This is a genomic window from Streptomyces sp. NPDC047841 (assembly GCF_040704085.1).
Taxonomy (GTDB): domain Bacteria; phylum Actinomycetota; class Actinomycetes; order Streptomycetales; family Streptomycetaceae; genus Streptomyces; species Streptomyces argyrophylli.
In genome coordinates this window covers 251,291-274,370 of the sequence record NZ_JBEYRP010000014.1, presented here as the reverse complement: position 1 = coordinate 274,370, position 23,080 = coordinate 251,291, and the positions used below count along the sequence as shown (strand labels likewise).

The 23,080-nt window shown below is 74.9% G+C and carries 17 protein-coding genes; 11 read left to right on the top strand and 6 right to left on the bottom strand.

Translation table 11 applies throughout. From position 1 onward, the window contains the following. Positions 1-11: 11 nt before the first annotated feature. The 5 genes from AB0947_RS24995 to AB0947_RS24975 all read left to right on the top strand — a co-directional run bounded on the left by AB0947_RS24995 (position 12) and on the right by AB0947_RS24975 (position 6,670). Positions 12-1,577, top strand: coding sequence for a PucR family transcriptional regulator (locus tag AB0947_RS24995; RefSeq protein WP_366752569.1), 1,566 nt, complete (start codon positions 12-14; stop codon positions 1,575-1,577). Between the two features lie 155 nt (positions 1,578-1,732). Continuing rightward, positions 1,733-2,575 (top strand): nitrilase-related carbon-nitrogen hydrolase, encoded by an 843-nt coding sequence (locus AB0947_RS24990; protein ID WP_366752568.1) that lies wholly within the window; start codon positions 1,733-1,735, stop codon positions 2,573-2,575. Positions 2,576-2,600: 25 nt separating this feature from the next. Further along, positions 2,601-3,995: a dihydropyrimidinase gene (gene hydA, locus AB0947_RS24985; RefSeq protein ID WP_366752567.1), complete on the top strand. Its 1,395-nt coding sequence runs from the start codon at positions 2,601-2,603 to the stop codon at positions 3,993-3,995. An 11-nt stretch (positions 3,996-4,006) separates the two neighbouring features. Further along, positions 4,007-5,026 carry a TIGR03842 family LLM class F420-dependent oxidoreductase gene (locus tag AB0947_RS24980; protein ID WP_366752566.1) on the top strand — a complete coding sequence of 340 codons (1,020 nt, stop codon included), beginning with the start codon at positions 4,007-4,009 and terminating at the stop codon, positions 5,024-5,026. A 120-nt stretch (positions 5,027-5,146) separates the two neighbouring features. Then, complete coding sequence (locus AB0947_RS24975; RefSeq protein WP_366752565.1) at positions 5,147-6,670, top strand: NCS1 family nucleobase:cation symporter-1; 1,524 nt, start codon at positions 5,147-5,149, stop codon at positions 6,668-6,670. Positions 6,671-6,684: 14 nt separating this feature from the next. Here the strand turns inward: AB0947_RS24975 and AB0947_RS24970 are convergent, their stop codons facing one another. Next, positions 6,685-7,338, bottom strand: a complete 654-nt coding sequence (locus tag AB0947_RS24970; protein WP_366752564.1) for a hypothetical protein — start codon at positions 7,336-7,338, stop codon at positions 6,685-6,687. After that, positions 7,335-7,652 (bottom strand): hypothetical protein, encoded by a 318-nt coding sequence (locus AB0947_RS24965; RefSeq protein ID WP_366752563.1) that lies wholly within the window; start codon positions 7,650-7,652, stop codon positions 7,335-7,337. The genes AB0947_RS24970 and AB0947_RS24965 overlap by 4 nt, the downstream gene beginning before the upstream one ends. A gap of 201 nt (positions 7,653-7,853) precedes the next feature. Between AB0947_RS24965 and AB0947_RS24960 the strand changes: the two genes are divergently transcribed. From AB0947_RS24960 to AB0947_RS24950, 3 genes are read left to right on the top strand one after another with little or no spacing between them, the layout of a single operon-like run. Next, entirely contained in the window at positions 7,854-12,002 is a 4,149-nt protein-coding gene (locus AB0947_RS24960; RefSeq protein WP_366752562.1) for a CHAT domain-containing protein, read from the top strand. Further along, entirely contained in the window at positions 11,999-12,679 is a 681-nt protein-coding gene (locus AB0947_RS24955; RefSeq protein ID WP_366752561.1) for a hypothetical protein, read from the top strand. Before AB0947_RS24960 ends, AB0947_RS24955 begins: the two co-directional genes overlap by 4 nt. After that, positions 12,679-13,329 carry an RES family NAD+ phosphorylase gene (locus AB0947_RS24950; RefSeq protein WP_366752560.1) on the top strand — a complete coding sequence of 217 codons (651 nt, stop codon included), beginning with the start codon at positions 12,679-12,681 and terminating at the stop codon, positions 13,327-13,329. The genes AB0947_RS24955 and AB0947_RS24950 overlap by 1 nt, the downstream gene beginning before the upstream one ends. A gap of 82 nt (positions 13,330-13,411) precedes the next feature. On the opposite strand, the gene AB0947_RS24945 is transcribed toward AB0947_RS24950, so the two are convergent. From AB0947_RS24945 to AB0947_RS24935, 3 genes are all read right to left on the bottom strand, one after another. Next, positions 13,412-15,046 carry a hypothetical protein gene (locus tag AB0947_RS24945; protein ID WP_366752559.1) on the bottom strand — a complete coding sequence of 545 codons (1,635 nt, stop codon included), beginning with the start codon at positions 15,044-15,046 and terminating at the stop codon, positions 13,412-13,414. Continuing rightward, positions 15,021-15,785, bottom strand: a complete 765-nt coding sequence (locus tag AB0947_RS24940) for a hypothetical protein (RefSeq protein ID WP_366752558.1) — start codon at positions 15,783-15,785, stop codon at positions 15,021-15,023. The genes AB0947_RS24945 and AB0947_RS24940 overlap by 26 nt, the downstream gene beginning before the upstream one ends. 77 nt (positions 15,786-15,862) lie before the next feature. Beyond that, positions 15,863-16,549: a hypothetical protein gene (locus AB0947_RS24935; protein WP_366752557.1), complete on the bottom strand. Its 687-nt coding sequence runs from the start codon at positions 16,547-16,549 to the stop codon at positions 15,863-15,865. 237 nt (positions 16,550-16,786) lie between these two features. On the opposite strand from AB0947_RS24935, the gene AB0947_RS24930 reads away from it, so the two are divergent. Further along, entirely contained in the window at positions 16,787-17,464 is a 678-nt protein-coding gene (locus AB0947_RS24930) for a 4Fe-4S single cluster domain-containing protein (protein ID WP_366752556.1), read from the top strand. Here AB0947_RS24930 and AB0947_RS24925 read toward each other — a convergent pair. After that, positions 17,439-18,623 carry a macro domain-containing protein gene (locus AB0947_RS24925; protein WP_366752555.1) on the bottom strand — a complete coding sequence of 395 codons (1,185 nt, stop codon included), beginning with the start codon at positions 18,621-18,623 and terminating at the stop codon, positions 17,439-17,441. The genes AB0947_RS24930 and AB0947_RS24925 overlap by 26 nt on opposite strands. Before the next feature lie 167 nt (positions 18,624-18,790). Here AB0947_RS24925 and AB0947_RS24920 point away from each other — a divergent pair, with 167 nt between their 5' ends. Continuing rightward, complete coding sequence (locus AB0947_RS24920; protein ID WP_366752554.1) at positions 18,791-21,439, top strand: protein kinase; 2,649 nt, start codon at positions 18,791-18,793, stop codon at positions 21,437-21,439. Then, on the top strand, positions 21,436-23,061 hold the full coding sequence (locus tag AB0947_RS24915; RefSeq protein WP_366752553.1) for a hypothetical protein: 1,626 nt from the start codon (positions 21,436-21,438) through the stop codon (positions 23,059-23,061). Before AB0947_RS24920 ends, AB0947_RS24915 begins: the two co-directional genes overlap by 4 nt. Positions 23,062-23,080: the final 19 nt, after the last annotated feature.

The window sequence follows — 23,080 nt, the reverse complement described above, 5'->3', positions numbered from 1 at the left end:
GGTGTACGGCCATGAGCATCACCTCGGAATTCCCGTACGTGCTGGAACCCACCCTCTCCGTGCGCCAGGTGCTGACCCTGGAGCGCGTGCTCGCCGGGGAGCCCGAGGTGGTGGCCGGCGCCGCGCAGCTCGACCGGCCGGTGCGCTGGGTGCACGTCGCCGAGGCCGCCGACGTCGGCGTCATGCTCAGCGGCGGGGAGATGGTCCTCACCACCGGTGTGCTGCTGGCCGGGGACGAGGCCCGGCAGGCCGAGTACGTCCGGTCCCTGCACCGGGCGGAGGCGGCGGCCGTCGTCCTCGGTCTCGGCCGGGCCTTCCCCGCGCCGCCCGAGGTGATGCGCCGGGCCGCCGAGCGGTGCGGGCTGCCCATGGTCGTCCTGCACCGGCCGTTCCCCTTCGCCGAGCTCACCGAGGAGGTGCAGTCCCGGCTCGTGCGGCGCAAGTTCGCCGCGATCAGCCTGTCGGAGAGCGTGCGCACCGCCCTCACCGGGCTGATCACGGCCGGGGCGCCGCTGCAACGGCTGCTCGACGAGGTCGCCCGGCACGCCGGCTGCCCGGTCGTCGTCACCAACCTCGCCCACCGCGTCGTCGGCACGGCGGGGGAGCGGTCCGCGGTCGACGACGTGCTGCGCGACTGGGAGCGGATCGCCCGGCAGGCCGGCGGCGACGCCGGAGACGGCTGGGTCCGCGCCGAGCTGGGCGGGCGCGGCGAGCGGTGGGGCCGGCTGCTGCTGTGCGGCTACCGGGGCGACGCGGCCACCGGGCGGCTGCTCGCGGACCGGGCCGCCGAGGCCCTGGTGCTGCACCGGATGCTCGGCGGCGCCCCCGCGCGCAGCTGGGAGGAGCAGTCCGCGCAGGGCCTGCTGACCGACCTGGTCTCCGGGGTCGTACCGGCCCGGCAGCTGCTGCCGCGGGTACGGGCCGCCGGGCTGCCCGTCAACCGCCGCACCTTCGTCCCGCTCGTCGTCCAGGGCCGTACGGCCGGACAGCTCGACCGGGTGCTGCGTCTGCTGGGGCTGCCCGGCCTCGTCGCCGAGCTCGCCGAGGGCGCCGCCACCGTGCTGCTCAGCCTCGCCCGCGACCAGGACGCCGAGGCCCTCACCGGGCACTTCGCGACCCGGCTGCGCGCCGCGTCCCCGGCCGTGGTCGCCGCCGCCGCTCCCCGCACCGCGTGGGACGACGTGCCCGCCGGGCTGCGCGAGGCCCGGCACGTCGCCGACGCCGTCGCCGGCTCCGCCGCCGCCCTCGACCTGCCGGCCGTCGTCCGCCTCAAGGACGTCCACCTGCGCGGGCTGATCCGTCTGCTGCGCGACGATCCGCAGGTGCAGTCCTTCGCCGAGCGCGAGCTGGACGGGCTGCTGTGCGAGGCCGAACCGGAACTGCTGAACGTCCTGCGGACCTATCTGGCGACGGGCCGCAACAAGTCCCGCACCGCCCAGCTCCACCACGTCTCCCGGCCGGCCCTCTACCGCCGCCTGGAGGCGATACAGATCCGCCTCGGGATCGACCTGGACGACTTCGAACAGGCGGCCTCCGTGCACATCGCGCTTCTCGCGCACGACGCGCAACAGGGCTGAAACATGCGACGACCTGCGAAAACGGCGGTGAAACATGGGACCGGGGACGCGTGACACGGTGGCACGCCGACCACCCGCGGACGTGACACGCTGCCCGTCGAACCGGCCGTCCGGGCTCCCTACGCTCACCGCACACCGAGCTACCGGAGGTCCCGATGAGCCGAGTGATCCGTGCCGCCCTCTTCCAGACCGCGTGGACCGGCGACAAGGAGTCCATGATCCAGGTGCACGAGCAGGCGGCCCGCGACGCCGCCGCCCAGGGCGCGCAAGTCCTCTGCTTCCAGGAGCTGTTCTACGGCCCCTACTTCTGCCAGGTCCAGGACAAGGCGTTCTACGAGTACGCCGAACGGATCCCCGAGGGCCCGACCGTCCGGCGCTTCCAGGCCCTCGCCCGCGAGCTGGGCATCGTCCTGGTCCTGCCCATGTACGAGGAGGAGCAGCCGGGCGTCCTGTACAACACGGCCGCCGTGATCGACGCGGACGGCTCCTACCTCGGCAAGTACCGCAAGACCCACATCCCGCAGGTCCAGGGCTTCTGGGAGAAGTTCTACTTCCGCCCCGGCAACAGCGGCTGGCCCGTCTTCGACACCGCCGCCGGCCGGATCGGCGTCTACATCTGCTACGACCGCCACTTCCCGGAGGGCTGGCGGGCGCTGGGCCTCGCCGGCGCCGAGATCGTCTTCAACCCGTCGGCCACCTCGCGCGGCCTGTCCCGCTACCTCTGGCAGCTGGAGCAGCCGGCGGCGGCCGTCGCCAACGAGTACTTCGTCGGCGCGATCAACCGGGTCGGCGTGGAGGACCTGGGCGACAACGACTTCTACGGCACCACGTACTTCGTGGACCCGGAGGCCCGGTTCGTCGGCGAGGTCGCGAGCGACAAGGAGACCGAACTCGTCGTCCGCGACCTGGACCCGGCCAAGCTCCGCGAGGTCCGCGACCGCTGGCAGTTCTACCGGGACCGGGCGCCGGGGGCCTACGGACCGCTGACGGCGCCCTGACGGCAACGTTGACAGAGGGAGCACCATGAGCAGCCGTACCGTCATCCGCGGTGGCCTGGTCATCACCGCGTCCGACGAGATGCACGCCGACGTCCTCATCGAGGACTCCCGCGTCGTCGCTCTCGCCGCGCCCGGTTCACAGGACTGGCACGCGGACCGCACGATCGACGCCACCGGGAAGTACGTCATCCCCGGCGGCGTCGACGCCCACACCCACATGGAGCTGCCGTTCGGCGGCACCTTCGCCTCCGACACCTTCGAGACCGGCACCCGCGCCGCGGCCTGGGGCGGTACGACGACCATCGTGGACTTCGCGGTGCAGAGCGTCGGCCACACCCTGCGCGAGGGCCTGGACACCTGGCACGCCAAGGCCGAGGGCACCTGCGCGATCGACTACGCCTTCCACATGATCGTCTCCGATGTGAACCAGGAGACGCTCAAGGAGATGGACCTGCTGATCGAGGAGGGGGTCACCAGCTTCAAGCAGTTCATGGCCTACCCGGGGGTCTTCTACAGCGACGACGGGCAGATCCTGCGCGCCATGCAGCGCTCCGCCGAGAACGGCGGGCTGATCATGATGCACGCCGAGAACGGCATCGCCATCGACGTCCTGGTCGAGCAGGCGCTCGCCCGGGGCGAGACCGATCCCCGCTACCACGGCGAGGTGCGCAAGGCGCTGCTGGAGGCGGAGGCCACCCACCGGGCCATCAAGCTCGCCCAGGTGGCCGGCGCGCCCCTGTACGTCGTGCACGTCTCCGCGACGGAGGCCGTGGCCGAGCTGGCGCGGGCGCGCGACGAGGGGCTGAACGTCTTCGGCGAGACCTGCCCGCAGTACCTGTTCCTGTCCACCGACAACCTGGCCGAGCCCGGCTTCGAGGGCGCCAAGTACGTGTGCAGCACGCCCCTGCGGCCGAAGGAGCACCAGGCCAGGCTGTGGCGCGGCCTGCGGACCAACGACCTCCAGGTCGTCTCCACCGACCACTGCCCCTTCTGCTTCACCGGCCAGAAGGAACTCGGCCGCGGCGACTTCTCCAAGATCCCCAACGGGCTGCCGGGCGTGGAGAACCGCATGGACCTGCTCCACCAGGCGGTCGTGGACGGGCACATCTCCCGCCGCCGCTGGATCGAGATCGCCTGCGCCGCCCCGGCCCGGATGTTCGGCCTGTACCCGAAGAAGGGAACCATCGCCCCGGGCGCCGACGCGGACGTCGTCATCTACGACCCGCACGCGCAGCAGGTGATGTCCGCCGAGACCCACCACATGAACGTCGACTACTCGGCGTACGAGGGCAGGCGCGTCACCGGCCGCGTCGAGACGGTCCTGTCACGCGGCGAACTCGTCATCGACCAGCGGGAGTACACCGGACGCGCCGGGCACGGCGTCTTCACCCCGCGCTCCACCTGTCAGTACCTCAGCTAGGAGTGACGCCCATGGACTTCGGACTCGTCCTCCAGACCGACCCGCCCGCCTCCCGGGTCGTCAGCCTGATGAAACGGGCCGAGCGCAACGGCTTCCGCTACGGCTGGACCTTCGACTCCGCCGTGCTCTGGCAGGAACCGTTCGTGATCTACGGCCAGATCCTGGCGAACACGCAGAAGCTGAAGGTCGGGCCGATGGTCACCAACCCCGGCACCCGCACCTGGGAGGTCACCGCCTCCGCCTTCGCCACCCTCAACGACATGTTCGGCAACCGCACCGTCTGCGGCATCGGCCGCGGCGACTCCGCGATGCGCGTCGCGGGCCGCAAACCCAACACCCTCGCCCGGATCAGCGAGGCCATGAAGGTCATCCGCGCCCTCGGCCGGGGCGAGGAGGCCGACCTCGGCGGCACCAGGATCAGGTTCCCGTGGATCAAGGAGGGCGCCGAACTCCCGGTCTGGATGGCCGCGTACGGACCGAAGGCGCTGAAGATGGCCGGCGAGGAGGCCGACGGGTTCATCCTCCAGCTCGCCGACCTGTACCTGACCGAGTACATGGTGAAGGCTGTCAAGGACGCGGCGGCCGCGGCCGGGCGTGACCCGTCGGAGGTGACCGTCTGCGTCGCCGCCCCGGCGTACGTCACCGAGGACGACTCGCCCGAGGCCCTGGCGCACGCCCGCGACCAGTGCCGCTGGTTCGGCGGCATGGTCGGCAACCACGTCGCCGACCTCGTCGCCCGGTACGGCGAGCACTCCGCGCGGGTCCCCGGGGAACTCACCGACTACATCAAGGCCCGCCAGGGCTACGACTACGCCCACCACGGACGCAGCGGCAACCCGGACACCGCGTTCGTGCCCGACGAGATCGTGGACCGGTTCTGCGTCATCGGCCCGGCCGGGAAGCACATCGAGAAACTGACCGCGCTGCGCGCCCTGGGCGTCGACCAGTTCGCGGTGTACGACATGCACGACGCGCAGGAGGCCACCATCGAGGCCTACGGCCGCCACGTCATCCCCGCCGTCAACTCCTGACCCCCGCCCACGCCTTCCGAGTCCCCCCACGCCCCTCTTGGTCTCCCCTCCCCGCCGTCCCGGGGAGGGGGCTGGTGCCCGCACGGCCATCCCGATCCGCCTCTCCCGATTGGCCAGCCCATGACCGACACCGCTCCCACGGCCAGACCGATATCCGGCCAGGTGACCCTCCCCGACGGGCGCGTGGAACTCGCCCCCGGCACGCCGCCGCCCAGCGGCCCCCACGCCAACCAGGACCTGCTCCCGGTCCCTGCGGCCGGGCGCACCTGGACGACGTACAACTTCTCCGCCCTGTGGGTCGGCATGGCCCACAACACCGCCTCCTGGACCCTGGCCTCCGGGCTGATCGCGGTGGGCATGGACTGGAAGCAGGCGGTGTTCACCATCGCCCTCGCCAACCTGATCGTGCTGGTGCCGATGCTGCTGACCGGGCACGCGGGCCCCAAGTACGGCATCCCCTTCCCGGTCTTCGCCCGCGCCTCCTTCGGCGTGCGCGGCGCCAACCTGCCCGCCGTCGTCCGGGCGCTGGTGGCGTGCGGCTGGTTCGGCATCCAGACCTGGATCGGCGGGGAGGCGATCTACTTCCTCGCCGGGAAGCTGATCGGCGACAGCTGGCAGAACGCGGGGCACATCGGCGGCCACGCCTGGACCATGTGGCTGTCCTTCGCGGTCTTCTGGGCGATCCAGGTGGCCATCATCCACCGTGGCATGGAGACCATCCGCCGCTTCGAGAACTGGGCCGCGCCGTTCGTCCTGATCGGCGCCTTCGTGATGCTGTGGTGGATGAGCGGCAAGGCCGGCGGCGTCGGGCCGCTCTTCGACCAGCCGTCCAGGCTCGGCTGGGGCGGCGACTTCTGGAAGCTGTTCTGGCCGTCCCTCATGGGCATGATCGGCTTCTGGTCGACGCTGTCGCTGAACATCCCCGACTTCACCCGCTACGGCAGGAGCCAGCGCGCGCAGACCTGGGGCCAGGCACTCGGCCTGCCGACCACCATGACCCTGTTCGCGTTCCTGTCCGTGCTGGTCACCTCAGGCTCGCAGGCCGTGTACGGCGAACCGGTCTGGGACCCGGTGCAGCTGGCGGCCAAGACGGACAACGTGGCCGGACTGCTCTACGCGCTCGTGACCGTCCTGGTGGCCACCCTGTCGGTGAACATCGCCGCCAACCTGGTCTCCCCGGCCTTCGACTTCTCCAACGTCGCACCCAGGAAGGTCAGTTTCCGCACCGGCGCCCTGATCACCGCCGTCCTCGCCGTACTGATCTGCCCGTGGAAGCTGTACTCCGACCCGCAGGGCTACATCTTCACCTGGCTCGGCCTGGTCGGCGGCCTGCTCGGCACGGTCGCCGGCATCCTCGTCGCCGACTACTGGCTGCTGCGCCGCACCCGCCTGGACCTCGGCGACCTCTACCGCCCGGGCGGCCGGTACTGGTACGCGGGCGGCTGGAACTGGCGGGCGGTCGTCGCCTTCCTCGCGGGCGGTGTCCTCGCGCTCGGCGGCGCGAGCCTCAGACCCCTGACCGACGGCCGCCCCATCCCCGCGCTGGCACCCCTCGCGGACTACGGCTGGGCGGTGGGCCTCGGCACCTCCCTGGTGCTGTACCTGGCCCTCACCCTGGCCTCCGGGCGGCGCGCCGGCGGCTGAACCGGCCGGCACCCTCAGGGGGGCGCGGCGCCCGGGCAGTCGTCGACCGCGGTCACGGCCTCGGCCCGGGCCAGGCGCACCGCGACCTCGCCGGTGTCCGTCCTGACCCACAGCACCCCGTCCCGCGTGCGCCCCGGCTTACCGCACACCACCCCCGACGGGGTGCGCACCAGGACGCGGGGTCCGTCCTTCGCCGGGCCGTACCAGGTCAGCGCCACCGCCGTGACGAGCAGCGCCCCGCAGCAGATCGTCAGCGCCACCCCGCGGGTGAGGGCCCGTACCGTGCGGCGGGTCTCCATGTGATCGCCCAGGTGCAGCGCGGTGGCCGTGGCGGGCACGCCGGTGGGCAGCCGGACCCCGGTGGGCGCGCCGTGCGCCGCCCTCAGCAGCAGCAGCGCGCCCAGCGTGCCGCACACCAGGCACAGCAGCAGCGCGCCGCCCACCACGGCGTCGTACGGCCAGGCCAGTCCGCCCACGTCGGTACGGCCCTTGACCAGGCCGAACCCGAACAGCCCGGCGAAGAGCGCCGCGAGCCCGTTGCGCCAGGCGAGCGCCGCCTCCCGGGCCCGGGACAGCTCACCGGCGAGCAACTCACGGGTCTGCCGGGCCGCCTGACGGTCGGCGGGGGTCCCCGGCGGTCCCGGCCGGACCCGGGGGCGCGGGGTCACCCCCGCTCCACGACGACGTTCCAGTAGGCGCCGCACCCCGTCTCGTCGGCCGGCCGGCCCGGATGCCCCGCCTCGCACGCGCAGAGCACCGGCACGTGCGCCGGGCGGGGCCCGCGGCGCGGCGAGCGGAACACCCGGTCCGTGTGCGTGTACGTGAACGCGCAGCCGCACCGGGGGCAGCGGCCGTACAGGACGACCACGCCGGCGTCGGCCGCCTCGACTCGCAGTCCGGCCGTGTAACGGGCCGCGTAGTCCCCGTGGGTCGTCTCCAGGTACGGCGCGAGGGGGCCCCGCCCCGGTCCGGAGTTCGTCACCGCGTTCCCCCCTCGCTCACCCGTGCGGCCGTCCTCGGCCGGCAACCCCAGCATGCCCGTCCGGCCCCCGCCGGGCCACGGCGGATCGGGCGGAAACCGGCCGGGAGCCGGGCGTTGTCCGGCAGGATGCCGGTGAGCTCCGCCGGACCCGGCCACCGCGGCACGGGAACGGGTGACCATGGCGGCGGGAGGGGAGGACGCATGACCGAAGCCGGGACCGCACCCGTGACCGCCCGCGCCGCCGCCGCGCTCGCCCGCGCCGACGGATTCTCCGTACCGGCCGAACCGGAGGCGTACACAGGGACACGAGGGCCGCAGCTCGACGCCCTCACGGACGAACTGACCTCACTGCTGGCCGAGTTGCCACCGGCCGAGGGCGACGGGACGGCCGCCGGGGTGGCTGCCCGGCTCGGCCGCTGCCACGCCGTACGGTTCGTCCTGGAGGGCGCCCCGGCCGACCGCGAGCGGGCGCTGCCGCTGCTGGAGCAGGCCCTCGGCTCGCCCCTGCTCGCCGAGGCGGACCGGGACGCCGTGTACCGGGACCTCGTGGCGCTGGTCGGGTCACGGCTCGTGCGGCTCAGCCGCGAGGTCATGGCCATGCCCAACGGTGAGTGGACCGTCGACCGGCTCATGTCCCTGGCCGCGCTCGGCACCCCGCTCGCCAAAGGCGGCTCGGGGATGGTGGAGGACAGCGCGCTGCTCGTCCGGCTGCTGCTGCAACGCGAGCACCCGGCGATGGAGCCCCAGCTCCGGGAGAACCTCCGGACCTTCGGTGAGATGACCGACGCGCTGCGGTCCGGTGACACCGCCGCGCTCGTCCGCGGGGGCCGGCGGATCGCCGGCACCATGCCGGGCGGATCGCTGCCGTCGTCGCTGGGCACCATGGTGTCGCTGTTACTCGACCAGTTGGAGCGGGGGCCGTCCGACGAGGCCGGCGGGGCGCCGGCCGACGACTCCTCCGGCTCGTCCGCCGATACCCGGCACTTCCTGAGCCAGTTGCTGGCTTTCGCCGAGGTCATGTCGCCCGGGCTGATGGCGCCGCAGCAGCTCTCCGCACTCCTCGCCGAACTCTCCGGGGACCCGGCGGCCACCGCGGCGCAGGACGGCCCCGCGCCCCTGCCGTCCCGGATGGTCGCCGCGCTCGCCCACGTCGCCCTCGCCACCCGCACCGGTGACATGGAGGGATTCCGCACGGCGCTCCGGCTGATGCACGAGGCCTCGGCCAACGGGGAACTCGACAGCCGCTCCCACGGCGAGTGGCTCCGTGCCGTCGTGCCCGGACTGCTCCTCGGCGCCGCCCTCACCGGCGGCAGCCTCCAGGACGAGGACATGGCCCGGGACCTGCTGGAGGCACAGCGGTGGGAGGGTGAACCCACGAGCGACCTCGTCGCCAGCCTGCGTCTGTGCGGGGAGGCCGTCCGGCTCCACGGGCGGGTTGCGTCGGCCGTGGACCGGGGTGACGTCGTGGAGGTCGAGGACATCATCGACGAGCTGTGCGAACTGGAACTGGACGAGACCTACGACGGTGCCGAGGCATGGACCGGCGCGCTGACCGGCTTCGTCCTCGGCATGGCCTACCTCAGCCACGTCGTGCTCGTGCCGTACGCGGAGGACCGCACCGCACATCTGCGTGCGGCCGTGCACCACCTCCAGCGGGCCGTGGAGACGTCCGTGGACGTGCCCGTCCTGCGCAGCTTCCTCGACATCGCGTGGGCCCCGCTGATCACCCTGACGGCGATCGTCGAGTCGGACCCGGGCCGCATCGCCGAGGGCGTCCAGCGCGCCCGGGCCGCCCTGGACGCCACCGGATTCACCTCCGACTTCCGCCCCCGCGCCCGCGGCGGCATCGCGCTCGCCCTGGACACCTTGCACCTGCTCACCGGGGACACCGGCGCGCTGGACGAGGCGATCGGGGAACTGACCCAGGCGGTGGCGGAACTCCCCGACGGCAGCCCGGGCAGCGCGGGCCTCACCTGGGACTTGGCGGCCCTGCACGCGAAGCGGGCGGGTCTACGGGGGGATGGGTCCGGTGGCGACGCTGCCCTCCGGGCGGGCGGGGCCGGTGGCGACGTGGCTTCTGCGGTGGGGGTGTCCGGTGGTGACGCGGTTCCTGCGGTGGGGGTGTCCGGTGGTGACGCGGCTTCTGTGGTTGGGGTGTCCGGTGTGGATGGCGGCTCGCGGGTTGGTGGGTCCGCCGACGGTGACGACGCGCTGCGGACGGGCGGGTCCGGTGGCGACGCGGTTCCTGCGGTGGGGGCGGACGGTGTGGACGGTGGCTCGCGGGTGGGGGAAGCCGGTGCCGGCGCCGCTTCTCCGCCGGAGGCGGCCGGTGTGGGTGGCGATCTGCGTGCCGCCGTGGGGCTCGCCCGCAGGTCACTGCGGTTGTCCGCCGACGACGTTCTGCTCCAGCAGGGCGTCGGCCGCGGCCTGCGGATCGCGCGTGCCGCGGCCGACCGGGGCCGCCGAGCGGCGTTCTGGGCGCTGCGCGCGGGACTCGCCGAGGAGGCCATCGCGTGCCTGGAGGCGGGCCGCTCGCTGGTGCTCGGCGCTGCGGCCGTCTCGGCGGGCGTGGCCGACCGGCTGACGGCCCTCGGAGAGACGGAACTGGCCGGCCGCTGGCGCGAGGCCGCGGCCGAGCCCTCCTGGGAGCGGGCCGACGACGACCGCTCCCTGCTGGAACTCTCGGCCGAGGTGGACGCGGGGGCCGGCGCGGTGCGGGAACGCTCCGCGGCGGAGGCGTCCGCTGACGCGAGGGGGGACGCCGGCGGCGAGACGCCGGGCCGCGACGCCCTGGGGAAGGATGCCGGCGGGGGGCCGGGTGCCCCCGGTGCGCCGCGGGAGCGCAGCCCGCTGGAGGTGCTCGCCGCGGTGGGCGCGGGCGTTCCCGGTCTCCCCGGTGACCTGCGGCGCCGCTCGCTGGAGTTGCTGCGGGGCCGGGGCGGGGCCGACGTGGAGCCGGTGGTCGCCTCCGTGGACGACCTGCGTGCCGGGCTGCGGGCGACGGGGGCGGACGCGCTGCTGTACCTGATACCCGGCCTGGACGATGCCGACGGTGCGGTCCTGGTCGTACCCGCCGACGGGCCCGTCACCGCGCTGCCCCTCCCGGGCCTCACCCCCGGTGGCCGCCAGCCCGTCGCGCGGTACCTGGCGGCCGGTGCCGACCGCCAGCGCCTGGAGGCCGCCGACGAGGACACCGTCAACCCGCGGGAGCGGGAGCGCGCCGAACGCCGCTGGCTGCGGGCCCTGGACGACCTGTGCGTCTGGGCCGGTGGCGTACTCGGCCCCGCCCTGGACCACCTGGCACTGTGGGACCGGGCCCTGGCGGAGGCAGGGCTGACGGGGGCGGCGGCCGACGGCGCCGGTTCCCGGACGGCCGACGCCCCGCCGAGCGCCGTCGCCTCCGGGACCTCCGCCCACCCCCGCCCCGCCCCGCCCCCCGCCGTACGGCTCGTCATCGTGCCCTGTGGGGAGCTGGGCGTCGTGCCCTGGCAGGCGGGGGTGCTGGAGGTGCCCGGCGTGGCGCGCGCGGTGCGGGTCTGCGAGGTCGGCGTGCTCACGTACGCCGCCTCCGGGCGGGAGTTCCTGCGGGCCGCGGCCCGTCGGCGTATGGCGCTCACCGAGCGGCCGGCCCTGGTGTTCCACGCCGTGGACGACCTGGAGTGGGCCGAGGAGGAGATCGAGACCCTGGCCGGCGTGCTCTATCCGGGCGCCCTGGTCCACCATCCCGACGACGACCCCGCCACCCCGGAGACCGTACTGGCCCTGCTGGGCGGCCGGGCCACGGCCCCCGCGTCCCTCGTGCACCTGGCCTGCCACGGGCTCGCCGGGCCGGACCCCACGCGCTCGGCCCTGCACCTGGCGGCATCGAACGGGGCCGGGGAGGCGTCCGGGGAGCTCACGCTCAGCACGCTGCTGGAGACGCCCGCCGAAGGCGATGCCTTCCGCTCGGCCGGTCCCCTCGTCGTGTGCGGCGGCTGCGAGACCGACCTCACCACCCGCGACCACGACGAGGCCCTGACCGTGACCTCGGTCCTGGTGCACCGGCTGGCCGCCGACGCCATCGGCTCCCGCTGGAAGGTCGACGACATGCGGTCCGAACTGCTGATGCTCGTCCTGCACGACGCGCTCGCCCGGGGCATGGCCCCGCCGGACGCGCTGCGCGCCGCCCAGCGCTGGATGCTCACCCCGCCCGGCGAGCGCCCGCCCGTCCCGGCGCTGCGCGGCCTGTCCGCGCCCCGGCGGCTCGCGGAGGACTTCCGCGACCGGCCCGACACCTGGGCGGCCTTCGTCCACCACGGCAACCCGGCACCGGCGGCCCCCGCCCGGCGGCGGGAAGGAGAGCGCGCATGACGTCGGAGGAACTGCTCCGGCTCCTGGAGAGCCACTGGACCACCGTCATCACGGGGCTGGACGACGACGGCCTCGAAGAGGTCTCCGGCGCACTGCGGGAGATGCGCGAGGAGACCGCCGCCGGCCATCCGGCGGCCGTCGCCCGCGTCGTGCGCCGGCTGAGGCGCACCCTGTCCGCGCTGCCGTCCGACCACCCCGTGGCGCGGGCGCTCGGCGGCCACCGCTACGCCACCGGCACCCGCGAACTCCCCAGCCTCACCACCATCGACGCGGTGATCGACGTCCTCGGCACCCCGCCGCCCGCCCCGGCCGAACTGCTGCGGTCGGCCCGCCGCCGGCTCCTCGACGCCCCCGCGCTGAGCGAGGCCGAGCACACGGCCCTGACCGCCGCCCCGGCCGGGGGTCCCGACGACGGGCCCACCGGGCTGATCCGGCTGCGCGACCCGGACCGCGGCATCCGCTACCCCCGCTTCCAGTTCAGGCCCGGCACCGCCGAACCGCTGCCGGTCGTCCGCCGGATCAACGTACTGCTCCGCGCGGACCGCGACCCCTGGGGAGCCGCCGACTGGTGGCTGGGCGGCAACCGGTGGCTGGGCGGCGTCCCGGCGGAACTGCTCGGCGTCCTGCCGGACGACGCGCTGGAACGCGCCGCGGCCGAGCTGGTGGGGGCGTACTGATGGCACGTCAGCTGCCGCCCGAGGGCGTCCCGATGCGGCCGGTGCGGCACACCCTCGCGGCGGGCACGGTGCTGTGGCGGTGCCACGAGGAGCGGTTCGGGCCCGGCGAGTTCAACCCGAACGTCGCCCACGAGTTCTTCAAGGGCAGCCGCTTCGACCCCACCGAGAAGGACCCCTACCCCTACCTCTACGCGGCCCTCGACCCGGTCACCGCGCTGTCCGAAGTCCTGCTCAGGTCGGTCGAGTTCGGTGACGACGGGGTGCGCCAGATCCCCTGGGCGCAGGCCTCCCGGTACGTCCTGTCGGCGGTCCGCACCACGGCGGACCTCTGTCTGGTGGACCTCACGACCGCCGAGGGCCTGGCCGCCGTATGGCAGGACGACTGGCTGATCGACACCGAGGAGTACGCCGGGACCCGGTACTGGGTGCGGGTGATCCGGGAACGCTGCGACGACGTCCAGGGGCTGTGGTGGACGTCCAAGCGCTGCCGGCCGCGCCCCGCCCTCCAGCTCTTCCAGGACCGCTGCCCGGACCCGTCCCTCGACCCCCGCCCGCGGGAGTGCCTGCGGCTGGCGTCGACGGACGACGTACGCAAGGTCAACCGGCTGCTGGCACCGCTGCACGCCGTCGTCTCCGCCACGGAGGACTAACCTCGAGGACGCGTGACCGCCCCGGTCCCCTCGCGGGGGCGGGGCAGTCACGCGTGCGGTGCTCCGGGACGCCGGCCGTGCCTCACCGGTCCCGCAGCGGTGCCGGCAGCAGCGGCCAGTTCCGGGACAGGCGCATCGCCGACTCGGTGACGGCGGTGTCCCGGGAGGCCGTCATCACCCCGTCGAGGTACTCGTGGGCGGCGGCCTCGTACAGCTGGCGGGCCGCGGCGATCCGCTCGTTCGCGGCCTCCCTGCGGTGCCCCTGCCGGTCCTCGGCCGTCTGCTGCGCGGCCCGGGCCCGCTCGGTGGCGGCGGCGCTCCGCTCGCGCCGCCGCTGGAGCTCCGCGCGCCGTTCGAGCGCCGTGCGGTAGGCGTCGAGGAACGGGTGTTCCCGGAACAGGCCGAGCAGGAAGCCGACCCCGCCGGAGAGCAGCAGCAGCGCGCAGAACAGCCAGGTCACCGTCTGGGTCGACAGGTGCAGCCGGTCCACCAGGGTCGAGGTCCCGGCGGACGAGCCGCCGAGCCCGCGGAAGCCCGCGCTCGTCCCGCCGGTGGGCGCCGGGGCGTCGTGCTGCATCACGAACTTGGCGCGCAGCGTGCCGAGCACCCAGGTCAGCCCGCCCCACACGCCGAGCAGCGACAGGGCGGGCACCCATCCGCCACGCGGTGATCCGGTGGCCGAGCGCCACCGCAGCATGTTTCCCGCCAGGTGCGGCAGGATCAGCATGATGACGGCGGAGGAGACCGCGAGCGTCCCGGACAGCGCGTCCCCGCCGGTGCTGCCGACCCCGTGGAAGGGCTGGTAGGCGACCCAGTAGACCGGTACTTCGACGGCCATGATGACGACCAGCAGGGCCAGGGTCAGCCACCGGGGGAGACCGGGGCGGGTCTGGAGCCCCTCCCAGCCCTCGCCCGACCCGATGCCGGCCTCCCGCCGTGCCGCGCGGACCTCCTCGCGCAGCGCGGCGGGCGAGAGGCCGTCCGCGGGGGCGCCCGCCGTCGACACCGACTGCCAGTCGTCCCCCGGCTCCGCGCTCCCGTCCTTGCCGGTCGACGGCCCCGGCTCGTCCGTGGAGGCGTCCGGGTCCGTGGTGCGGGCGGACGGGAGCCCGTCGGCGTCCGGGTCCGTGCCGCGGGTGGCCGGGGGTCCGTCGGCGTCCGGGAAGCGGGCGCGCAGCCAGCGCTCCTCGACGCGTTCGCGCAACCGGTCCCGGAAGCGGAGCCAGCGCGAGGACCGCAGGGCGAGGAGGTCGAGCTGGCCGCGGGCCGCCTCGATGTCCCGGTCGGCCTCCCTCAGCCGCTCGTCCAGGAGCCGGGTCTCCTCCTCGCCCGCGGTGACGGCGGTGGCCGCCCGGGCGTCCTGGAGCCGCGCCTCCTCCTCCCACAGCCGCAGGTCCTCCTCGATCCGGTGGATCACGGTGTCCCGTACGGACGCCAGTTCCGCGAAGTACGGCAGCCGGTCGCCGCTGTTGAGCACCCACGGGTCCAGCGTCTGCTTCCGGCCGGCCTGCCTGCCCCGTTTGCGGGCGGTGCCGAGCAGGCCGCTCTCGGCCCTGTCGTCGAGGACCAGGGGCCGCCGCGCGGCGAACCCGCCGGGGCCGGGGCCGGGCCGGGGCCGGGTGGCCTGCTGTGTGCTCCGTCCCGGGAACGGCACATAGCGGGTGAGCCGTCGGCGGCGCGGCTCCGGGGTGTCAGCGCTTGTACTGGGTGTCGACATGTGCCTTGGCCCTCCCTTCGAGGGCTTCCACCCAGAAGGACTCGAAGTCGTCGGCCTCGCTGGGTTTCGCCGAGTACTGCATGCCGAGCCCGACCGGGAAGACGTCCATGCCCTCGATGCCGGGCAGGCCCCGCTGTTCGACGAGCGAGTCGATGACCTTGGCCCGCCGGGCCTTGGTGCTGAGGTCGTGGCGGTACAGGGAGAACTCCGGGTCGGCCTGGGCGAAGTCGCTCACGACGAGCACCTTCGGTGCCTTGCCGTTGTCCGGAACGGTCTCCCCGATGCGGGCCAGCGCCCCCCATACGTCCGAACCGTTCTGCGCGCGGGCGCACTTGAGCTCGGCGAGGGCGGCGACGGCGGCGTCCCGCTGTGCGCCGGCCCGCTGGACCTTCTGGTCGGTGTTGGCGTCGTGCGGCGGGTCGAGGTCCACCTGGCCCTGCCGGCAGGAGGAGCTGCGCGAGGACCGGGTGATGGGCGCGAAGTCCACGGTGCCGCACTTCTGGTCGGTGAGGAACTCGATGAGGCTGTCCTTGAGCTTGGCCTCCGAGTCGAACCCCTGCTTGACCGCGGCGGCCGACCCCGAGCCGTCGACGACCACCCCGCACGGAGTGGTGAGGGCTTCCTCCTGCTTGGTGCAGGAGACGAGGGAGCCGAGCGCGCACACCAGCGGGACGACGACGGCGAGCCGGGCGGCGGCGCGGGCGGTGGACCGGTGAGCGGTCCGGGCCGAGTGATGCACGATGACGTTCCTTGGCCTTCCTGGGAGCGGGGGACGGGGAGCGGACGGGGAGCGGACGGCGGGCGGAAGAGGGGCGGTCATCGCCCGCGGACGCCGCTCGTGGCGTCGCCGCCGCGCGCCGCCTGGTGGTCGAGGATGTGCAGTGCCTGCGCGACGGCCGACGGATCGGTGCCGCGCCCGGCGCGTTCCGGGGCGTACCAGCGGTCGTTGAGCAGGCCGTCGTCCAGGTGGGACCAGGTGTGGTCCAGGGAGATCTCCCCGGGCAGCCAGCCCGTGGGCCGTGACCCGCTGACATGGCCGTCGCGTTGGCCGCGGATCCAGGCGCCGTCCCAGTAGCAGGCGATCAACTGGTTGGCCTCGTCGGCGAGTTGCTGGGCCTGCTGGCGGCAGACGGAGGCGGCGGAGCGCCACTCGCCGACCATCCGCCCGAACCGGGCGAGCGCGGCGGGCGCCGGTTCCCCGCGCACCGTGTACTGGGTCACGACCCGCACCGACTCGGCCTGGATGCGGATGTGCAGCGCGCGGTGTGCCGCGAGGGTGCGGGTGCGCAGCCGTGCGGTGCCGCGCCGGACCTGGGCCCGCAGGCCCAGGATGTAGGGCGGCAGGCCGTCGTCGTCGGCCGGTGTGCGGCCGGCCGCGGCGTCCGTCAGGAATTCCCGGAGCCCGGCCGCGTCCCGGCGGCCGTGGAACCGGGCGCGTGCCGAGGAGAGGCGCCCCGCTTTCAGCCGTCGGACCCGGACATTTATTCGAGCTTTGTTGATCATTTCGAAGAGCCCCCATTCGTCGCGGGCGGTCCGGGTGGGAAGGCGCCGCGATGGGGAGAGAGTAGCGGAGCAAAACCCCTAACGGGACACGTGATTTAAGAGGAACCGATCATTCTTTGCGGTGCTCCGGAAAACAACCGGTTCCCGCCCGGCGGAGAGCCGGATCGAAGCCTTCCGGCAATTGCGGGCTCCCCTCGGCGCACTGGATACTCCAAGCCGGTGCGAGGAGGAGATGCCGTGGAATTGCGCCTCGAAGGGACGCACTACCCGCTGGAAACGCTGGGCCCCGGAAAACGGCTCGGCGTCTGGTTCCAGGGCTGCTCCCTGGCCTGCGCCGGATGCATGTCCCGGCACACCTGGGACCCGGCGGCAGGCACGCCGGCCACGGTCTCCGAGGTGCTCGCGCTGTGGCGGCGGGCCCTCGCCGACGGGGCCGACGGCCTCACGGTCAGCGGCGGCGAGCCCCTGCAGCAGGCGGCGGCCCTCGCCGGGCTCCTGGCCGGTGCGGTACGCCTGCGGGACGGTGCCCGGCGCCACGAGGGGAGCGCCGGGCGCCGTCCCGCCGACGTGCTGGTGTACACGGGGTACGAGCGGGCGGAGCTGACACCCGAGCGGCGCGCCGCCCTACGGGGCGCGGACGCCGTGATCACCGGCCGGTTCCGGGTGGCGGAGCCCACCCGGCTCGCCTGGCGGGGCTCGGCCAACCAGCGGATCGTCCCGCTGACCGCGCTCGGCGCCGCCCGCTACGGCCCGTACCTGGCCCGGCAGGCGCCGGGCCCGCGGCTGCAGGTGGCCTCGGGCGGGGACGGCGAGCTACGGCTCTACGGTGTCCCGCTGCGCGGTGAACTCACGGAGCTGGAGCGGCGGTTGGGGCAGGGCGGAGTCGGCTTCACGGAACGGAGCTGGCGGCCGTGAGCAGCCGGGCGTGGCTCTCCTCCGGCGTGACCAGCAGCACCGACCAGGACGGGTCCCGGCGCAGCTCCGCCCGGACCGCTGCGAGCAGCCGGCGGGCCACCGTCTCCACGGGCAGCCCGCCCCGGCCGGAGCCCAGCAGCGGGAAGCAGATCGAGGACATCGGCAGGGAGAGGAACTCGCTCTCGTGGCGCGCCAGTTCGAAGGACGCACGCACCGCCTCGGCGAGCACGGCCGGGGACACGTGATAGCGGTCGCCGTCGCCGACCGGGGTGGCGATCGCCGCGTGGTGGATGCGGCGTATGCCCTGCGCCGCCAGGGCGCCGGACGACGTGGCGACGACCGTGCCCGGCCGCACGGGCATGCCCGCCCGGCCGTGCGTGCGCTGCCACACGCGCAGTTCGCGGGAGAGGACGTCGTCCACGATCTCCCCCGAGGCGTCCCGCAGGGCGGCGGCCCGGCGCAGGGCGCCGGACACCGTGGGATGGAAGGTCTTGGACATCTCCAGGTACGTGTTCTCCGAGGAGACCAGGACGTCGACGTCCCGCACCTCCTGGATCGGGCACACCCGGACGGTGACGCTGCCCGCCGGGGCCACCGGTGCGACGGCTGCCGGCCGGGCACCCGGGCGCCGGGGCGGCAGCCCCGCGACGGACGGAGCCGCGTGCGCCGGCGGGGTGGCCGGTGCCGCGGTCGCCGCTTCCCCCACCACGACCACCTGCCGACCGGGCGTCTTCGCGAGGCCCGCCTCCCGGGCCACGGCCAGGACCGCCGCCGCGAGTTCGGCGATGACGTCGTGCTCCTGGCTCTTGCGGAACCGCTCGGTGGTCACGCCGTAGACGGCCGCCGCGGCCTTGCGCCGGTCGGTGCCGGGGACCCCGCGCCGTGCGGCGAAGATCCCGAAGGAGTGGGCGGCGGCCCGGGCGAGCGGATCGCAGGAGTCGTCGTCCCGCACCGGACGCCCGCCGGCCAGCCGCCGTACCGCCGAGCCCAGCAGCTCCTCGATGCCGGTCTGCTCGTCGTCCGGCCCGGTGCACAGACCGGCCGCCACGGCGCTTGCGCGCAGCGCGTCCCGGGCGCAGTGGCGCAACCCGGGCAGGCCGCGGAGCCTCAGTTCCCTGAGTTCGGCGACGACATTCTCGTGCGGGGGCAGGGGCTGCATGATGCGCATCGTAGCCCCGGCCGGGGATTCCCTGAAGATCCGGGAAAGTCACCGCCGGCGAACGGGAATCGCGTTATCTTCATCGTCCCGCGGCCCGCGCGTCGGGCCGGTTCGCTCCGCATTGTGGCCCCCCGGTTCACCCCGCGCGTTTCCCGGAAGGCCGGAAGATGACGACCACCCCGCCCACCCGTTTCGTGGACCCCGCGGACGGGGGTTTCACCAATGCACGGATCATCGAGACACGTCCGGTCACCGCCGAAGTGCCGCCCGAACTGGCCGACCGGTTCCTGCTCGTCGCCCTGCTCTCCGAGGCGCTGGAACCCGCCGGGGCCGTCGTCCTGCGCGTATGCGATCTGACGGGCCGTCACGGAGCCTCGCAGATACCCCTGGTCCTCAAGTGGTACCACCGTCTGCACGCCCCCGACCCGGACGTCGAATCGGAGCTGCGGGACCTCGCCGAGCCCCCCACCCCCCACCTGGAACGGCTCCTGGAGACCGGGGAAGCGCACGGGCACCCCTGGCACCTGTACTGGTCGCACGGCGAGGAGACCCTGGAGAAGTACCACGAGGACCACCCCGACGGGCTGCCGCCCGAGGCCGTCCGCGCCGTGGTGGAGCAGCTCCACGGTGCCGTCACCGCCCTGCACGAACGGGGCGTAGTCCACCGGGACATCACCCCCGACAACATCATGGTGCAGACCCGCCGCGCCGGCACCGTCGACCTCGTCCTCGTCGACTTCGGCGCCGCCGCCCACCGGCCCGAGGAAGCGCTGGAACCCCGGACCGACTGGCGCGGCAAACCCCTCTACCTCGCGCCCGAGGCCGGACTGCTCCGGCAGACCGTCTCCGAGGCGGGCGACTGGTGGTCGCTCGGCATGGTCGTCGCCCAGCTCGCCCTCGGCAGGCACCCCATCGAGTTCCGCCGGGACGAGGACGTGCTCGCGGAGATCGCCACGCACGACCCCGACGTCGGCGGCATCACCGACCGCAGGACCCGGCTGCTCTGCGAGGGCCTGCTCACCCGGGCGCCCGAACAGCGCTGGCAGGCGGCCGAGGTGCGGGACTGGCTCGACGGCCGGGACCCCGGCGTCGCCCCGCGCACCGACGGGCGGATCTTCCCCGACGACCCCACCCGCCCCGCGATCGACCCCTTCCCGTTCATGGGCCAGGAGTTCACCGGGACCGAGCACCTCGCCGTCCACCTCGACCAGAACCACGTCTCGGCGGCGCGCATGCTGGCCGACGACGGCGACCGGGCCCGGCTGGTCGCGTGGCTGGGGCAGTTCGAGACCGTCGGCGGCCGCAGCCCCGAGGAGCTGGGCCGGCTCGCCGACCTGCGGCGGGAACTGGCACAGCCCCCGTCCGTCGCGGGCGTCGTACGGCTCCTGAACTGGCTCGGCCCCGGCCTCGACGCCACCTGGCACGGTGCCCCCCTGGACGCGCCGGGCACGCGCCGGCTGTGCCAGGGCGCCCGGGACGGACACGCCGGCGCGGTCGCGCTGCTGCGGCACCTGGCGCGGCACCCGGAGGTGCTGACCGGACTCGCGCAGCGGCCGGGCGGCGACGGCCTGGACGACACGGACCGCGCCTGGCGGGTCCTGCGCGCCCGCTGGGAGCCGACCGCCCGCGAACTGAGGCGCGACCGCCGGGACCGCGCGGCCCTCCAGCGCACCGTGGCCGTGGACGCCTGGCTGCTCCAGCTGGCGCGCGAACCGGAACGCACCAGGAGCCGGCTCACCGGCCGGCTCATGCGGCTGCGCGCCGAGTTTCCGGAACGGGTGGCGTGGTTCGACGCCCTGCTCTCCGCCCGGGACGACGACCTGCGCCTGGTCGTCGCCCTCCTGCTCGCGGGCCGCGCCCAGGAGGACGCGCAGGAACTCAGACGCGCCCGTGTCGCCGAGGAGCACCTGCGGCTGCTCGCCGCCGACCAGGACGGCCTGCTCGCCGTACTGCGCCGGCTGGACCGGCTGCCCACCCTCGGCTGGGCGCTGCTCGGCGCCACCGTCGTCACCGCGCCCTGGAGCTTCGTCATCGGCCTCGCGGACGTGCTGGGCCGCGCCTCCCAGGAGGCGGTCGTCACGGCCTGGCTCGAGGCGCTGCCCGCCGCCGCGTTCGTCTTCGTGGTGGAACTGTGGACCGCCGTGTACATCGGCCCGCCCTTCTACCACCCCGGCCGGTCGCTCGCGGGCCTGCTGATCCGCAGCGCGGACCGCCCCGCCAGGCTGGCCCGCACCCGGGCCGGGCGCTACGTAGCGGCCGCGCTGCTCGTCCTCGCCGTCGTCGTCGCGTTCTACGCCATCGCCGTCGTGCCCTGGCTGTGGCCGCTCGCCTCGGCCGCCGCCGTCGCCGTGTGGAGCGTCCGCCGGGGCTGGGCGTGGCGCCGCCTGCGCCGCGACCACCTGGCCCGGCGCACGGCCCGCCGCCGGGGCCGCGACCGCCGCCCCGGCCGCCGATCCGGCGACCCGGGCGGCCGGACCTGGCGGCAGTTGCCGGGGAGGGTGCGCCGTGGCGCGGGGGACGGGTGGCGCCGGGTGCGGCGGGCGGTCGGCCGGGTCGTGGGGGACCGGTGGCGCAGGACAGTCCGCCGGGCCGCCGGGCTCCGCTCGTGGCAGGCGGTGAGCCGGATCGCCGGGGACGCGTCGCGGCGCGTGCGGCAAGGGGTGCGCCGGGGTGCCGGGGACCGGGGGCCCGGGACGCGGCAGGCGGTGGGCCCCGGTGCCGGCGGCCCATGGCGGCGATGGCGCGAGAGCCGGGGACGGCGGCCGGCCCGCCGGCGGTCCGGGACGACGACCGACACGACAGGAGAGCAGGCATGAGTTCGGGTCTGGGCATCCCCATGATCCAGACGGTGGCACCCGCCGTGCACTTCGCACCGCCCCCGCCGCCCCTCGACCCGCAGGCACTGCCGCACACCGGCATGCTGCACCTGCACGACGCGGCGGGACAGGCCTCCGCCCACCTCGCCGACGCGGCCGGGCACGCCGTCCACCAGGCCGCGGACGCCGCGCTCCAGGTGCTCGGCTCGCTCAGCGGCGTCCTGCTCGCCGGGCGGGCCGCCCTGCTCGGCACCCGGGTCCTCGCCGCCGCGGCGGTGCGGGCCGCGGAGGAACAGCGCTGCCTGGAGCGGCAGCAGCGACTCGCGGCCACGGCCGCCGAGCAGTGGGAGGCCGCCGCGTTCGCCGCCGTCCGCGTCAACGCCCGCAGGCGCGCCCTGCTGTCCCGGGTGGCGCGGGCCGCGACGCACTCCGGCCCGCCCGGACCCCCGCCCCCGCCCGACGTGCCACCGCCGCTGACACCCATCGGGGAACGACTGGGCGAACTGCGGGCGGAACTGGCCCGCGCCGAGGACGCCCTGCGCCGCGCGGAGGACCAGCAGGCCGCATGGGAACAGCGACGGCTCGCCGCCCTGCTGCGGCTGGACGAGGACCGGGACGACGACTGGCAGCGCGCCCTGCGCGAGAGCCGGCAGCGCACCCTGCGGCGGTTCTCCGCCGAGCGCACCGCGGACGCCGAGGCACGGCAGCTGCCCCCGCAGGCCGCCGCCCGGCGCGGCCCCGCCGCGCTCGACCCCGGAGAGGTCCGCCGCACCGGGGCGGAGATCCTCGGCGAACTCGACCCGTACGCCGACGCCCACGCCGCCGAACTCGCAGCGGGCGCCGTCCGGGACGCCGTACGCCGGGCCGCCGGCGACCCCCGCCGGGCCCGCATCCACCTCACGGAGGCACGCAAGTTCGTGCGGGACGCCAACAAGCGGGCGCAGGAGACGCGGGAGGCCCAGGAGGAGGCCGCCCTGCACCACGACTTCCTCGTGTACGAGACCCCGGAGGGCGCCGAGGACCTGGCCCCCGCACCGGACGCCGTCGCGCTGCTCCGCCGGACCCTGAAGGACGGGACCGCGCTGACCCCGGCCGAACAGGAACTGGTCCGGCACCGGGTGGAGGAGCGGCTGCACGCCCTGGAGGCGATGTACGTGCGCGAGCAGTGCGCCGGCGCCGTCGCGGAGCTGGCCAGGAGGTTCGGCGGCCCGGCCGGGGCGGGCCGGCCCGAGGGGCAGGAGATCCGCCTCGACTGGACGCCGGACGGCTGGGAGCCCGGGCACTGGCTGAGGGCGACCCTCGTCGACGGCCGGCTGCGCGTGGCGACCATGTACCGGGGCGCGCCCGGGGAGCGGACGGCCGAGCAGCGCGCCCTGGACGACGCCCGCTGCGCCGAGGCCCGGGAGCGGTTCGCCGAGTTCGAGGAGATCACCGGCGCGCTGGGCCTGGACCTGGAGATCCAGGTCGAACGCACCGAAGGGGCCCTGCCGGGCGTGCTGGGGGAGGACGCCTGGGTGCTCGACGAACTGGTCGAGGACGTCCGCGGCGCCGCCGGCACGCACCGGGACGACCACCGGGACGGACCCCGGTACCAGACCGTCGACGGCGACCGCCGCCGCTGAGACCGAAGGGCGCCGCGCG

What these genes read in the sequence shown, in the direction of transcription:
- AB0947_RS24995 (WP_366752569.1), top strand. Translation starts at nt 12, where the DNA reads ATGAGCATCACCTCGGAATTCCCGTACGTGCTGGAACCCACCCTCTCC.
- AB0947_RS24990 (WP_366752568.1), top strand. Translation starts at nt 1,733, where the DNA reads ATGAGCCGAGTGATCCGTGCCGCCCTCTTCCAGACCGCGTGGACCGGC.
- hydA (WP_366752567.1), top strand. Translation starts at nt 2,601, where the DNA reads ATGAGCAGCCGTACCGTCATCCGCGGTGGCCTGGTCATCACCGCGTCC.
- AB0947_RS24980 (WP_366752566.1), top strand. Translation starts at nt 4,007, where the DNA reads ATGGACTTCGGACTCGTCCTCCAGACCGACCCGCCCGCCTCCCGGGTC.
- AB0947_RS24975 (WP_366752565.1), top strand. Translation starts at nt 5,147, where the DNA reads ATGACCGACACCGCTCCCACGGCCAGACCGATATCCGGCCAGGTGACC.
- AB0947_RS24960 (WP_366752562.1), top strand. Translation starts at nt 7,854, where the DNA reads ATGACCGAAGCCGGGACCGCACCCGTGACCGCCCGCGCCGCCGCCGCG.
- AB0947_RS24955 (WP_366752561.1), top strand. Translation starts at nt 11,999, where the DNA reads ATGACGTCGGAGGAACTGCTCCGGCTCCTGGAGAGCCACTGGACCACC.
- AB0947_RS24950 (WP_366752560.1), top strand. Translation starts at nt 12,679, where the DNA reads ATGGCACGTCAGCTGCCGCCCGAGGGCGTCCCGATGCGGCCGGTGCGG.
- AB0947_RS24945 (WP_366752559.1), bottom strand. Translation starts at nt 15,046, where the DNA reads ATGTCGACACCCAGTACAAGCGCTGACACCCCGGAGCCGCGCCGCCGA.
- AB0947_RS24935 (WP_366752557.1), bottom strand. Translation starts at nt 16,549, where the DNA reads ATGATCAACAAAGCTCGAATAAATGTCCGGGTCCGACGGCTGAAAGCG.
- AB0947_RS24925 (WP_366752555.1), bottom strand. Translation starts at nt 18,623, where the DNA reads ATGCAGCCCCTGCCCCCGCACGAGAATGTCGTCGCCGAACTCAGGGAA.
- AB0947_RS24920 (WP_366752554.1), top strand. Translation starts at nt 18,791, where the DNA reads ATGACGACCACCCCGCCCACCCGTTTCGTGGACCCCGCGGACGGGGGT.
- AB0947_RS24915 (WP_366752553.1), top strand. Translation starts at nt 21,436, where the DNA reads ATGAGTTCGGGTCTGGGCATCCCCATGATCCAGACGGTGGCACCCGCC.